13 protein-coding genes are annotated in these 13,155 nt (G+C 71.4%); 8 read left to right on the top strand and 5 right to left on the bottom strand.

Features of this window, described 5'->3' with window-relative positions; translation table 11 throughout:
• Positions 1 to 56: 56 nt before the first annotated feature.
• From AC3WLZ_RS16585 to AC3WLZ_RS16575, 3 genes are all read left to right on the top strand, one after another.
• Positions 57 to 1,121, top strand: a complete 1,065-nt coding sequence (locus AC3WLZ_RS16585) for a WxL protein peptidoglycan domain-containing protein (RefSeq protein WP_492470823.1) — start codon at positions 57 to 59, stop codon at positions 1,119 to 1,121.
• 187 nt (positions 1,122 to 1,308) lie between these two features.
• Positions 1,309 to 1,938: an acyl-CoA synthetase gene (locus AC3WLZ_RS16580; RefSeq protein WP_492470822.1), complete on the top strand. Its 630-nt coding sequence runs from the start codon at positions 1,309 to 1,311 to the stop codon at positions 1,936 to 1,938.
• Entirely contained in the window at positions 1,935 to 2,276 is a 342-nt protein-coding gene (locus AC3WLZ_RS16575) for an amino acid transporter (protein ID WP_492470821.1), read from the top strand. The genes AC3WLZ_RS16580 and AC3WLZ_RS16575 overlap by 4 nt, the downstream gene beginning before the upstream one ends.
• A gap of 12 nt (positions 2,277 to 2,288) precedes the next feature.
• Here AC3WLZ_RS16575 and AC3WLZ_RS16570 read toward each other — a convergent pair whose 3' ends face one another.
• The 4 genes from AC3WLZ_RS16570 to AC3WLZ_RS16555 all read right to left on the bottom strand — a co-directional run bounded on the left by AC3WLZ_RS16570 (position 2,289) and on the right by AC3WLZ_RS16555 (position 5,795).
• Positions 2,289 to 3,329 carry a zinc-dependent alcohol dehydrogenase family protein gene (locus tag AC3WLZ_RS16570; protein WP_492470820.1) on the bottom strand — a complete coding sequence of 347 codons (1,041 nt, stop codon included), beginning with the start codon at positions 3,327 to 3,329 and terminating at the stop codon, positions 2,289 to 2,291.
• Between the two features lie 113 nt (positions 3,330 to 3,442).
• Complete coding sequence (gene purB, locus AC3WLZ_RS16565) at positions 3,443 to 4,822, bottom strand: adenylosuccinate lyase (protein ID WP_492470819.1); 1,380 nt, start codon at positions 4,820 to 4,822, stop codon at positions 3,443 to 3,445.
• A gap of 27 nt (positions 4,823 to 4,849) precedes the next feature.
• Complete coding sequence (locus AC3WLZ_RS16560) at positions 4,850 to 5,356, bottom strand: low molecular weight protein-tyrosine-phosphatase (protein ID WP_492470818.1); 507 nt, start codon at positions 5,354 to 5,356, stop codon at positions 4,850 to 4,852.
• Positions 5,357 to 5,390: 34 nt separating this feature from the next.
• The gene (locus AC3WLZ_RS16555) at positions 5,391 to 5,795 is read right to left on the bottom strand and encodes a phage holin family protein (protein WP_412926016.1); all 405 of its coding nucleotides are present in this window, start codon (positions 5,793 to 5,795) and stop codon (positions 5,391 to 5,393) included.
• Between the two features lie 59 nt (positions 5,796 to 5,854).
• Here AC3WLZ_RS16555 and AC3WLZ_RS16550 point away from each other — a divergent pair, with 59 nt between their 5' ends.
• Positions 5,855 to 6,931 carry a histidinol-phosphate transaminase gene (locus AC3WLZ_RS16550; RefSeq protein WP_492470817.1) on the top strand — a complete coding sequence of 359 codons (1,077 nt, stop codon included), beginning with the start codon at positions 5,855 to 5,857 and terminating at the stop codon, positions 6,929 to 6,931.
• Positions 6,932 to 6,939: 8 nt separating this feature from the next.
• The gene (locus AC3WLZ_RS16545) at positions 6,940 to 8,415 is read left to right on the top strand and encodes a glycoside hydrolase family 43 protein (RefSeq protein WP_492470816.1); all 1,476 of its coding nucleotides are present in this window, start codon (positions 6,940 to 6,942) and stop codon (positions 8,413 to 8,415) included.
• On the opposite strand, the gene AC3WLZ_RS16540 is transcribed toward AC3WLZ_RS16545, so the two are convergent.
• Positions 8,391 to 9,317, bottom strand: a complete 927-nt coding sequence (locus AC3WLZ_RS16540) for an NHL repeat-containing protein (protein WP_492470815.1) — start codon at positions 9,315 to 9,317, stop codon at positions 8,391 to 8,393. The two genes, AC3WLZ_RS16545 and AC3WLZ_RS16540, sit on opposite strands and share 25 nt — an antisense overlap.
• A 204-nt stretch (positions 9,318 to 9,521) precedes the next feature.
• Here AC3WLZ_RS16540 and AC3WLZ_RS16535 point away from each other — a divergent pair, with 204 nt between their 5' ends.
• From AC3WLZ_RS16535 to AC3WLZ_RS16525, 3 genes are all read left to right on the top strand, one after another.
• Positions 9,522 to 10,652: a thiamine pyrophosphate-dependent dehydrogenase E1 component subunit alpha gene (locus tag AC3WLZ_RS16535; RefSeq protein WP_492470814.1), complete on the top strand. Its 1,131-nt coding sequence runs from the start codon at positions 9,522 to 9,524 to the stop codon at positions 10,650 to 10,652.
• The gene (locus AC3WLZ_RS16530) at positions 10,649 to 11,626 is read left to right on the top strand and encodes an alpha-ketoacid dehydrogenase subunit beta (protein WP_492470813.1); all 978 of its coding nucleotides are present in this window, start codon (positions 10,649 to 10,651) and stop codon (positions 11,624 to 11,626) included. The genes AC3WLZ_RS16535 and AC3WLZ_RS16530 overlap by 4 nt, the downstream gene beginning before the upstream one ends.
• Positions 11,627 to 11,738: 112 nt before the next feature.
• The gene (locus AC3WLZ_RS16525) at positions 11,739 to 13,052 is read left to right on the top strand and encodes a dihydrolipoamide acetyltransferase family protein (RefSeq protein WP_492470812.1); all 1,314 of its coding nucleotides are present in this window, start codon (positions 11,739 to 11,741) and stop codon (positions 13,050 to 13,052) included.
• Positions 13,053 to 13,155: the final 103 nt, after the last annotated feature.

The following is a 13,155-nucleotide window of genomic DNA, read 5'->3' as shown; positions in this document are numbered from 1 at the left end:
GCGAACCGGACCGGCGGGGAGCGACCCTCCCCGCCGGTCCTTCCCGAAGGACCCCCATGAACAACTTCCCCCGCCTGGTCGCGCTGACTCTCGCGCCCCTCCTCGCCGCCGCCGCTGCGCTGATCGGCATTCCCGCCGCCGCGTCGGCGGCCACCGACGACGTCACCTGGACGGTGCGCACCGCGTCGAACTCTCTCGGCGCCGAGCGCACGAACTTCTCCTACACGTTGAACCCGGGTGCGCACCTCGACGACGGCATCGTCATCGCCAACCGTGGCACCGAGACGGTGGAGCTCGACGTCTACGCCGCCGACGGCTACACGACCTCCACGGGCGCGCTCGATCTGCGCCTCGCGGGTGAGCCGCCCGTCGGCGTCGGCAAGTGGATCTCCGTCCCGCAGGGCCACGTCTCCGTGCCGGCGGGGCAGACCGCCGAGGTGCCGTTCGCCATCGACATCCCCGCCGACGCGACCCCCGGTGACTACGCCGGCGGCGTGGTGACCTCGCTCACCGTGGCCGACCAGACCGCGAACGTCAACGTCGACCGTCGCCTCGGCATCCGCACCGGCATCCGCGTCGGGGGCGACCTCGCGCCCGCGCTGACCCTCGACGGCGTCAGCGTCGACTGGGACGGCGGTCTCGTGCCGTTCCTGTTCGGTGATGCGACGGTGCACTACAGCCTCCACAACGCCGGCAACGTCTCGCTCTCCGCCGACGACACCGACGCCGTCGCGGGCCCCTTCGGCTGGGGCGAGGTCGACGCGACGCCCGGCGAGGCCGCGCCCGTGCTTCTGCCCGGCGAGTCGTGGCAGCGCGACGTCCGCGTGCCCGCGGTGGCCGCGATGGGTCTGGTCTGGGCCTCCGTCACGGCGATCCCCACGGTCACGGATGCCTCCGGCTCGACGACCGACCTCGACCCGGTGACCGCGTCCGCGATGGGCTGGGCGGTGCCGTGGCCGATCCTCGTCGTTCTGCTGCTGATCGTCGCCGCGGTGATTCTCGGCCCGCGCTGGCTGCGCGCCCGCCGTCGCCGTCGGCAGGAGGCCGAGGACGCCCGCGTGGCCGAGGCGGTGGCGCGCACACTCGCCGAGAAGGAAGACGTCGCGACTCCCGCGGGCTGAGGCCGGTGTCGCTGCGTTCGCTCAGTGGTCTGCGCACCCTCGGTCGGTATCGAGCGTCTCGGGCTGAGCGTGCGCGGATCGCTGAGGTTGGACCGACCGCGATATCTCGACGTCGGTGCACACGGAGGGCGCTCAGCCGCCGGGGAATAGACTGGATGCCATCGACTCCGTCTTTCCGGGACCCTCCGTGACCACTTCTTCTTCTGTGCGCGCCTTCGACGTGCGCCACGTCCAACTGGCGCGCGCGCTCTTCGCCGCCCTGGCGGCGGTCATGGTCACGTTCTCGTCGGATCACTCCGCGGTCGTCGGCGCGAGCGTGTTCAGCGGGTTCGCTCTCGCGACGGCGCTTGTCCTGGCCCTGTCCGTCTGGCTCGTGTACCCGAGTGGTCAGCGTACGACGCCCATTCTGCTGGCGGTCGTGACGGGGATCGCCGGGCTCGCGGCGAGCATCGGCGCCTGGCGGACCACGACGTTCTTCTTCATCCTCGTGATCGTGTGGGCGGTGGTGTCCGGAGCGATCGAGCTCATCGGGGCCGTGCGCGATCGTCGCGCGGGGCGCGCCGACTTCCGCGACGGGATCACGGTGGGGATCATCACGCTGATCCTGGCGGTCGGTTTCCTGTTGACGAGTCCCGCCTTCTCGTACGACTACACGATCGACGGCGCCGGAACCTTCACGCTCACCGGCATCACCATCGCCGTGGGCATCTTCGGGGCCTACACGGCGATCGTGGCCGTCTTCCTGGCGATCGCCGGGTTCTCGCCGCGCCGCCCCCAACCGGTTCCGGCCGCACCCGCCGAGGAGGCCGCATCATGACCGACGACAAGCCCACCCGCCGCGATCTCATGAAGCCCGTCCAGCTGCTGGGTCTCGCGTTCATCGCGGCCCTGTTCGCCGGAGTCGTGACGCTCGTGTCGATGGGAGCCTTCCAGGCCCGCCCCGCCGAAGAGGTGCAGCGTGCGCTCGTGGTGGGAGCCATCGCCGCCGGCGTCACGTTCATCGTGGTGCTTGTCAGCGTCGCGCTGCTGCTGCTCGCCGTCGACCCCGCGCAGGTCGCGAAGCAGGTCGATCGCCCGCTGCTCCTCCCCAAGGACGAGGGGGCTCCGACCGACGCCGCTCGTCCGGACGACGCCCCCGAGTCCCCCCGCTCCTGACATCCCGCCGATTCAGGCCCGTCGCGGGTCGATCATCGTCATGCCCGCGGGCGCCGCGGTGTCCATGCGCGGCAGCATCTCGGCGGCCTCTTGGAGCCCGACGACCCGCTCGACGAGGTCCTGCGGGCGCAGCACCCCGCGGGCGATGAGGTCGAGCATCTCGGGATAGTCGACGGCCGCCATGCCGTGGCTGCCGAGCAGATCGAGCTCCCAGGCGATGGCGCGCGCCATCGGCATCGGCGTCATCCCGTCGTCGGTGGGAAGCAGGCCGATCTGCACGTGACGGCCGCGCCGGCGCAGGCTCAGCACGGCGTCGCGCGCGGTCTGCGCGCTGCCGACGGCGTCGATCGAGACGTGGCTCCCGCCCTCGGAGAGGGCGGCGACGGCCGCCGGGACATCGGTGCCGTCGGCGAGGATCGTGTGCTCCGCGCCGAGACGCCGGGCCACCTCGAGCGCCGCGGGCGTCCGGTCGACGGCGATCACGCGCGCGCCCAGGGCGGCGCCGATCATGACGGCGCTCAACCCCACGCCCCCGGCCCCGACGACCGTGACCCACTCGTCGGCACGCACGCGCGCGCGGCCGGTCAGGGCCCGGTAGGCGGTGGCGAAGCGGCATCCGAGGGCCGCCGCCGCCTCGAACGACACTCCGTCGGGGATCGCGACGAGGTTGGTGTCGGCCGCCCGCACGACGACCCGTTCGGCGAACGAGCCCCACTGCGTGAAGCCCGGCTGCTCCTGCCGCGGGCACACCTGCGCATTGCCGCCGCGGCACCACTCGCACTCGCCGCACCCCATGACGAAGGGCACCGTGACGCGGTCGCCGACGCTCCAGCCCCGCACGCCCGTGCCGACCTCGGCGATCAGGCCCGCGAGCTCGTGCCCGGGGACGTGGGGGAGCGCGACGTCGTCGTGGCCCACCCACGCGTGCCAGTCGCTCTTGCACAGCCCCGTCGCGTGCACCTCGACGACGACTCCACCCGCCGGCGCCGTCGGCGCGGGCACCTCCCGCACCTCGAGGGGTTCGGCCAGGGCGTCCATGATCATCGCGCGCACGGCATCCATTCTCCCGTTCGCGTGCGCCGCCGCTCTTCGCGATAAACGCCATTCGCGCCGAGAAACGCGCCGTCGCGGCGTTTCTGGTGGCGAATCGCGTTTATGGCCCTGGTTTACAGCGCGTCGACGACCCGCGACGCCAGCCCGGCGTACGTGGCCGGCGTCAGCGCGAGCAGGCGTTCCTTCGCGGCATCGCCGATGTCGAGGCCGCGGACGAACTCGGCGAGCTCGGGGGCGCCGACCCGGCGGCCGCGCGTGAGGTCTTTCAGTAGCGCGTAGGGGTCGGTGATGGTCGAGCGGCCCGCGGCGATCTCGGCGCGCACCACGGTCTGGATGGCCTCGGCGAGCACCTCCCAGTTCGCGTCGAGGTCGGCCAGCAGTATGTCCTGGGCGAGCGAGATCTCGGTGAGGCCGCGCTGAAGGTTGTCGAGCGCGAGCAGCGAGTGGCCGAAGGCGACGCCGATGTTGCGCTGCGTCGTGGAGTCGGTGAGGTCGCGCTGCAGACGGCTCGTGACGAGGGTGGATGCCAGGGTGGCGAACAGTCCGCCGGCGATCTCGAGGTTCGCCTCGGCGTTCTCGAACCGGATCGGGTTGATCTTGTGCGGCATCGTCGACGACCCGGTCGCTCCCGCGACGGGGATCTGCGTGAAGTACCCGAGCGAGATGTAGGTCCAGATGTCGGTGGCGAGGTTGTGCAGGATGCCCCCCGCGTGACGCGCGCGGTCGTACAGCTCGACCTGCCAGTCGTGAGACTCGATCTGGGTCGTCACCGGGTTGAAGCCGAGGCCCAGCGACTCGATGAAGGTGCGCGTGAGCTCGGGCCAGTCGACGTCGGGCTCGGCGGCGACGTGCGCCGACCAGGTGCCGGTCGCGCCGGAGAACTTCGCGAGGTACTCGCCGGCATCCAGCTGACGGATGACACGCTCCAGACGCCACGCGAAGACGCCGATCTCCTTGCCCATCGTGGTCGGCGTCGCCGGCTGGCCGTGGGTGCGGGAGAGCATCGCGGCATCCCGGTGCTCGACCGCCAGCGCGGCGAGCGCCGCCGTGATGGTGCGGAGCTTCGGCAGCCACACGCGCTGCACCGCGCGCTGCACGGTGAGGGCGTACGCGGTGGAGTTGATGTCCTCGCTCGTGCAGGCGAAGTGCGTGAGCTCGGCGAGGGCGGTGAGGCCGAGGCTGTCGAGACGGTCGCGCACGAGGTACTCGACGGCCTTGACGTCGTGGCGGGTGACGGCCTCTTTCTCTTTCAGCCACGCGATCTCGTCGGCGCCGAACTCCTCGTACAGCGCGCGCAGGCGGGCGCGGTCGGCGTCCGAGACCGGCGAGGTGCCGAACAGCGAGCGGTCGGTGAGGGCCAGGAGCCACTCGACCTCGACCTCGACGCGCGCGCGGTTCAGGCCCGCCTCGGACAGGTAGTCGCCGATATCCGAGACGGTCGCGAAGTAGCGTCCGTCGAGCGGGCTGAGGGGCTGCGGGGGCAGAGCGGACACGGGTCTCCCGGGGGTCGCGCGAAAAGGTCAGCCCGCAGAACGGATGGCGGGCTCGAGCTGCCGGAACAGGGCGCGGCTGGCGCGTTCGATCATACCGAGCACCTCGTCGAACATCGGGGGCCCGGCGTAGTAGGGGTCGGGGACGTCGAGGGTCTCGGCATCCGGGACGAAGGAGAGCAGCAGCGCGATCTTGTCGGCGTCGTCTTCGTCGCGGGCCCATCCGCGCAGCACGCGCTCGTGGCTGCGATCGAGGGCGATGACGAGATCGTTTTGCTCGAAGTCCGCGAACGTGAACTGTCGCGCCCGGTGCGCGGCACCGTCGTACCCCAGCCGTTCGAGGGCCGCGAGAGTGCGGTGATCGGCGCGCTCGCCGACGTGCCAGTCGCCCGTGCCGGCCGAGGTCGAAACGACGCGCGACCCGAGGCCCGCCTGTTCCGCGATGCGGCGGAAGACCGCATCGGCCATCGGCGATCGGCAGATGTTGCCACTGCACACGAAGACGACGCGAAAAGGAGCGTCGGCACTCGCGGTCATCCCTCCATCATGGCCGGGACGCGCCGCGAGCGCATCAGCGGCGTGAGCGTTCGTCACGCCGGGGGCGGAGGATGCCGCCGAGCACGGCGTTGATGATGCCGATCAGCAGCGCCGCGACGACGGTGAGCCAGAACTCCCCGGTGCGCAGGCCCCAGTCCCAGTTCGACGTGATGACCCCGGTCAGCCACAGCAGGAAGCCGTTGATGACGAGCGAGATGAGCCCGAGCGTGAGGATGTAGAGCGGGAAGGCGACGATCTTCACGACCGTCCCGACGATGGTGTTGACCAGGGCGAAGATCAGCCCGACCAACAGCAGCGTGAGGGCCACCTGCAGTCCTTCGCCGGGGGCGAAGGGGATGAGCGTCACCTGCAGGGCCGGCAGCAGGGTCACGATCCAGATGGCGAAGGCGTTGACGGCCACGCGAATGACGAAGCGCATGCCCCCATCGTGGCACGGGGGTCTGACGCGCGCACCGGCGTCCTGGTTAGGCTCGACCCGTGAGCGAAGAGCCCGTCCTGCCCCGTATCCGTCCCGAGATCGCCGCGCTGCCGGCCTACCGGCAGGGGCGGCAGGCGAGCCCGGATGCCTTCAAGCTGTCGAGCAACGAGAACCCGTTCGACCCGCTGCCGGGTGTGGTCGAGGCCGTGCGCGCGTCCACGGCGATCAACCGCTACCCGGATGCCACGGCCGCACGCCTGCGCGAGAGGCTCGGTGCCCGTTATGGAGTGCCGGCCGACGACATCCACATCGGCGCCGGGAGCGTGTCGCTGCTCGCGCAGCTGCTGCTCGCCACTGCCGGACCGGGAGACGAGGTCGTCTACGCGTGGCGGTCGTTCGAGGCGTACCCGTCGCTCGTCGCCGTGTCCGGCGCGACGAGCGTCCAGGTCCCGTTGACCGCCGACGCGCGTCACGATCTGCCCGCGATGGCGGCGGCGGTCACCGACCGCACGCGCCTGATCATCGTGTGCAGCCCCAACAACCCCACGGGGCCGACCGTCGGCTTCGACGAGTTCACCGCGTTCGTCGAGGCGGTGCCCGCAGACATCCTCATCGTGCTCGATGAGGCTTACGCCGAGTTCGTGACCGATCCGGATGCCGTCGAGGGCCACCGCGTCCGCGCTCTGCTCGCGCGCCCCAATGTCGTGATGCTTCGCACGTTCTCGAAGGCGTACGGCCTGGCGGGCCTGCGCGTCGGCTACGCGATCGGACACACGCGCGTCCTCGATGCGGCCCGCAGCACCGCCATCCCGCTGTCGGTGACCGCCGCCGCCGAGGAGGCGGCCCTGGCGAGCCTGGATGCCGAGAGCGAGCTCCTGCATCGTGTCGCCGTCCTCGCCGAGCGACGCGACGCGCTCGTGGCGCGCTTGCGTGAGGCCGGATGGGACGTCCCCGACGCCCAGGGCAACTTCGTGTGGCTCCCGGCGGGTGACCGCGCGCTCGAGGTCGCTTCCGCGTTCGAGGATGCCGGGCTCATCGTGCGCCCGTTCGCCGGCGACGGCGTCCGCATCTCGATCGGCGAGGAGGAGTCGATCGACCGCCTCGTCGAGGTCGCCGCCTCCGTCGCCCCGCGCTGAGCCGCGTCGTGACGGAGCTCTCGGGAGCCGGCATCCGGGATGCCGCGACGACCCCCGTCATCCCCGGGTTCTTCCCCGACCCTTCGGTGTGCCGCGTGGGCGAGGACTACTACCTCGTGAACTCGTCGTTCGAGTACGCGCCCGGCATCCCTCTATGGCACAGCCGCGATCTCCGGACGTGGACGCAGCTCGGCAACGTCCTGACGCGCGAGACGCAGTTCCCGGCCGGGGGGTCGGCGGCGAGCCGCGGGATCTATGCGCCCACGATCCGGCACCGCGACGGCACGTTCTTCGTCGTCGGCACCAACGTCGAGCGCGGGGGTGAGCAGTTCGTCGTGACGGCGACGGATCCGGCGGGGCCGTGGTCCGACCCGATCGTGTTCGAGGGGCTCGGCGGCATCGACCCCGACCTCGCATGGGACGACGACGGCTCGTGCGTCCTGACGTACTGCGCGCTCGATGAGGCGCTGCGGCCCGAGGACGGGTCACTGCCGGTGATCGCGCAGGTGCGCGTGGACCTCGATCGCGGCATCCGGCTCGAGGAGCCGCGCGTGATCTGGCGGGGCTCGGGCCTCGCGCATCCCGAGGGGCCGCACCTGTACCGGCGCGGCGACTGGTGGTATCTGCTCACCGCCGAGGGTGGCACGGAGCGCGGACACGCGGTGTGCGTCGCGCGGTCGCGGGCCATCCACGGTCCGTTCGAGGCGGCGCCGGCGAACCCGATCTTCAGTCGGCGCAGCACCGGCTTCCCCGTCCAGAACACCGGGCACGCCGACCTCGTCGAACGCCCCGACGGCTCCTGGGCGATGGTCTACCTCGGCGTCCGACCGCGCGGCTTCACGCCCGGGTTCCACGTCGTCGGACGCGAGACGTTCCTCGCTCGCATCGGCTGGGTCGATGACTGGCCCGTGGTGCACACCGACGACGTGCTGCCCGCTCGCCCCGACACGGCGTTCACCGACGACTTCTCCGGCATCGACCTGCACCCGCGGTGGGTGTCGGCCGATGGGACGCTCCCCGGCCCGCATCCCGCCGGTGGCCTCGCCCTGGGATCCCACGACCTCGCCGTCCGCGTGCGCGACCTGCGCTGGCGGTTCGAGGCACACGTCGACGCCTCGGCCCCCGTGGCCCTGCGGGTCCGGCTCGACGATCAGCACTGGTACGAGATCACGCTCGACGGCGACGCGGCCGAGGTGCGGGCGCGTATCGGTCCGCTCGCGGCATCCATGCGTTCCGCCAGCGCGACCGGCGATGTCGTGACTCTCGTGGTTGAGGCGGTGGATGCCACCCACGACGGGCCCGACGACCTCCGGTTCGGCCTGGTCGACGCCGACGGTGAGCGGTGGCTCGCCGCGCTCGACGGCCGCTACCTTTCGACGGAGGTTGCGGGCGGCTTCACCGGCCGCGTGCTCTCCCTCCGCGCGCTCGGGGCGACCCCGGCCCGGGTCGTGAGCGCGCGTTACCTGCCGCTCGGCGACGAGTAAGCCGCCATCTGCACCAGTTCCGCGCCGTTCTCATCGCCCGTGGAGACGAGCACCGTCTGCTCGTCGAGCCACACGAAACCGGCCGCGTCGCACGGTCCGTCGAGGGGCACCGGCCCGGTGGCATCCACCCGGAACCAGTCGACGCAGGACGCACCGTCTCGCGTCGTGGCCAGCATCCGCCCCTCGCGACTCACCGCGAGATCCGCCGCGTCCGCCGGGAGCGGCCACTCCTCGAGTGTCGCTCCCGTCGTGCTCAGTCGGGTGAGGCCGGCCGCCGTCGTCACAACGACCGTTCCGGCAGGGTCCGCGTCGATCGCGGCGCGGCGGCCGTCGCCCGGGAGCACGGCGAGGTCGGCGATCTCGCCGGTCGGGTTCGCCCGGCGCACGGTGAAGGAGCTTTCGTCGTCGGCTGCGAACGAGATGAAGACGATGTCGTCGCCGACCTCGGTGAGGTCTCCGACCGGGCCCTCCTGATGCGCACGCACCGTGTGCTCTTCCGTCGCGACGTCGTACGCGACGATGTCGCCGAAAGCGTCGCCGTCGCTCCACACGGCACTGAGGAAGAGTCGGTCGTCGGTGCCCACCGAGACCGCGGTGATCGTCCACGGCGAGGGGAGGAAATCGAGGTCGATCCGCCGTTCGACGCGACCGGTGTCGTCGATCTCGACCGCCGTCGACCCGCCTAACCCCCAGATGTCGCCGTCGGGGCCGCGGTCCAGCGCGACCGGGAACCCGGGGCCGCCCGTGGGCGCGTCTCCGCCTGCCTGCGTCGTGCCGCCGCAGCCGGCGAGGATCACCGCGGCCGCGAGCGAGGCGATCGCCGCGACGGAGGCGCGGCGCGCCAGCGCGATCGCCCCTCGGCTGTCGAACCCGTCGAACATCGTCCCCCCGGTGGATGCCACGCCCTCAGTGTGTCGCTTCCCGCGAGCCTCATCCGGGCGTAGGGCACTCTCTCGGCATCCGTTCACCCCTACGGAACCGGTCCGTCAGCCCGCACTCGCCTCTCCGGGGAGTCGAGACGCCTTGTCGGAAATCCACGCCGGAACGCGGCATCCGTTGTGCACCTCATGCGGTGCAGGGCATGGCGTGACCGTTAGCGTAGGGACATGACCCCGCTCGACGACCCGGCTCTCGTGCGCGTCCTGGCGGCCGACGGCACCCTCGCGCCCACCCCTGAGGCCGAGCGCTATCTGCCCCTGATCGAGGCCCTCACCGACGCGGAGCTCGAGACGTTCTACCGCGACATGGTCTCGATCCGCGCCTTCGACGTGCAAGCGACCAACCTGCAGCGCCAGGGGCAGCTCGCCCTGTGGCCGCCCTCCTTCGGGCAGGAGGCCGCGCAGGTGGGCTCGGCCCGCGCGGCGCGACCCCAGGACCACATCTTCCCCTCGTACCGCGAGCACGTGGTCACGCGGATCCGCGGTGTCGACCCGATCGACATCATCCGGCTCATGCGTGGGCTCACCCACGGCGGGTGGGACCCGTTCGACCCGAAGAACGGCAACACCCACATCTACACGCTCGTGCTCGGCGCGCAGACGCTGCACGCCACCGGCCTCGGCATGGGGCTCGTGTTCGACGGCAAGTGCGCCACCGGCGACCCCGAGCGCGACGAGGCCGTCATCGTCTACTACGGCGACGGCGCGTCCAGCCAGGGCGACGTGCACGAGTCGATGGTGTTCGCGGCGAGCTTCCAGACGCCCGAGGTGTTCTTCCTGCAGAACAACCAGTGGGCCATCTCGGTCCCGGTCGCCACCCAGTCGCGCACGCCTCTGTTCCAGCGCGCCGCGGGTTATGGCATCCCGAGCGTCCAGGTCGACGGCAACGACGTGCTCGCCAGCTACGCCGTGTCCAAGCTCGCGCTCGACGAGGCCCGCGCCGGCGGTGGCCCCCGCGCGATCGAGGCGATGACCTACCGCCGCGGCGCGCACACCACGAGCGACGACCCCACGAAGTACCGAACCTCCGCCGAAGAAGAGGCGTGGGCGGGCCGTGACCCGATCGCGCGCATGCGCGCCTACCTCGAGGCGCGCGGCGCATCGCAGGAGTTCTTCGACGACGCGGATGCCGAGGGCCGCGCGCTCGCCGACGACGTCCGCGTGCGCACCAACGAGCTCGGAACGCTCCCGCGATCGCACATGTTCGAGAGCGTCTACTCGGAGGCGCACGCGCTCATCCAGGAGGAGCAGCGCTGGCTCGACGACTACGAGGCGTCGATGGAAGGGGGAGCGGAATGACCGAGAACCTCCCGATCAGCCGCGCCATCAACGCCGGCCTCCGCCGTGCGCTCGAGACCAGCGACCGCGTCCTCCTCATGGGCGAGGACATCGGCCCCCTCGGGGGCGTCTTCCGCGTCACCGAGGGGCTGCAGAACGACTTCGGACCGCGTCGGGTGATCGACTCACCGCTCGCGGAGTCGGGCATCGTCGGCACCGCGATCGGCCTCGCGATGGGCGGGTTCCGTCCCGTCCTCGAGATCCAATTCGACGGGTTCGTCTTCCCCGCGTTCGACCAGATCACGTCGCAGCTCGCCAAGCTGACGAACCGTCACGAGGGCGCCCTGCAGATGCCCGTCGTCATCCGCATCCCCTACGGCGGGCACATCGGCGCGATCGAGCACCACCAGGAGAGCCCCGAGGCGTACTTCACGCACACCCCGGGTCTGCGGGTCGTGAGCCCCTCTACGGCCAACGACGCGTATTGGATGATCCAGCAGGCGATCGACTCGCCCGACCCGGTCGTCTTCCTCGAGCCCAAGGCGAAGTACTGGCAGAAGGGCGAGGTCGACACCGAGGCCCCCGCGCTGCCGCTGCACGCCAGCCGGGTCGTCCGCCGCGGCACCGACGTCACTCTCGTCGGCCACGGTGCGATGGTGACGACGCTCCTGCAGGCCGCGGCGCTCGCCGAGAGCGAGGGCACGAGCTGCGAGGTCATCGACCTGCGTTCGCTGTCGCCCATCGACTACGGCCCGATCCTCGATTCCGTGCGCCGCACGGGCCGCATGGTCTACGCGCAGGAGGCCCCGGGCTTCACGTCGCTCGGCTCCGAGGTCGCCGCGACCGTCACCGAGAAGGCGTTCTTCGCCCTCGAGGCGCCGGTGCTGCGCGTGTCGGGTTTCGACGTTCCGTTCCCGCCCGCGAAGCTCGAGGGCACGTACCTGCCCGATGCCGACCGCATCCTCGGGGCCGTCGACCGCTCCCTCGCCTACTGACCGCTCTTCCTCTCCCCGCCATGAACCGCGAGACTTCATTTCACCGACGAAACCGCGACCCTCGACCGCTGTCTCGTCGGCGCGATGCAGTCTCGCGAGCAAAGGACACACCGTGACCGAGCAGACCTTCGTCCTCCCCGACGTCGGTGAAGGACTCACCGAGGCCGAGATCGTCCAGTGGCGCGTCGCGCCCGGCGACGAGGTGGCCGTCAACGACGTCCTCGTCGAGATCGAAACCGCCAAATCGCTGGTCGAGCTCCCCTCGCCGTTCTCCGGCACCGTGGGCGAACTGCTCGCGACCGAGGGGACCACGGTCGAGGTCGGCGCCCCGATCATCACGATCGGGTCGGCGGATGCCGCGCCCCCGGCGCCCGCGGAGCCGACCACGGTCCCCGAGCCCAGCGATCCCGGCGGAGCGGTGCTCGTCGGCTACGGCACCGGCGGCGCCGTGTCGTCGCGGCGCCGCAAGCCCGCGGAGCGCCCCGTCCAGGCATCCGTCGGGGTCGTCGCGAAGCCCCCGATCCGCAAGCTGGCCCGCGACCTCGGCGTCGACCTGTCGGCGGTCACCCCGAGCGGCCCCGCAGGCGAAGTGACGCGCCAGGACGTCGTGAAGCACGCCGAGCAGGCCAGCGTCTTCCGCAACATCGAGACGCCCGAGTGGGGCGCCGTGCGCGAGGAGACGATCCCCGTCCCGGCTCCGGCCGCACCGGCGCCCGTCGACGACGCCCGCGAGGAGTCGATCCCCGTCCGCGGCGTCCGCAAGGCCACCGCCAACGCGATGACCTCGAGCGCGTACTCGGCCCCGCACGTGTCGGTGTGGGTCGACGTCGACGCGTCGCGCACGATGGAACTCGTCAAGCGTCTCAAAGCCTCGCCCGACTTCGCGGACGTGAAGATCTCGCCGCTGCTGATCATGGCGCGCGCGGTGATGTGGGCGCTGCGCCGGACGCCGATGATCAACGCGGCGTGGGTCGACACCGAGGACGGCGCGCAGATCCGCGTGCGCCACTACGTCAACCTCGGCATCGCCGCGGCGACCCCGCGCGGCCTGCTGGTGCCGAACATCAAGGACGCGCAGGCGATGAACACGCGCGAGCTCGCCAAGGCGCTCGAGAACCTCACCCTGACCGCCCGCGAGGGCAAGACGAGCCCCGCCGATCAGACCGGCGGCACGTTCACCATCACGAACATCGGAGTGTTCGGAGTGGATGCCGGCACCCCGATCATCAACCCCGGCGAGGCCGGCATCATCGCCCTCGGCGCGATCCGGCAGAAGCCGTGGGTCGTCGACGGTGAGGTGCGCCCGCGCTGGGTGACCACGGTGTCGGGTTCGTTCGACCACCGCGTGGTCGACGGCGACGGCATCTCGCGATTCATCGCGGACGTGGCATCCGTGCTGGAAGAGCCGGCGCTGCTGCTCGACTGACGCCGGTCGGGGGCGATCGGCGGGCGCCGGCCGCTGCGGTCCGTCAACGCAGACGGATGCCTGTGCGTCCGAGCCTCGGTGCGCCTTTCCCCGCGATCCCGCA

This window comes from Microbacterium sp. FW305-3-2-15-F-LB2, from assembly GCF_058787255.1.
This window is presented reverse-complemented; position numbering and strand designations above follow the sequence as displayed.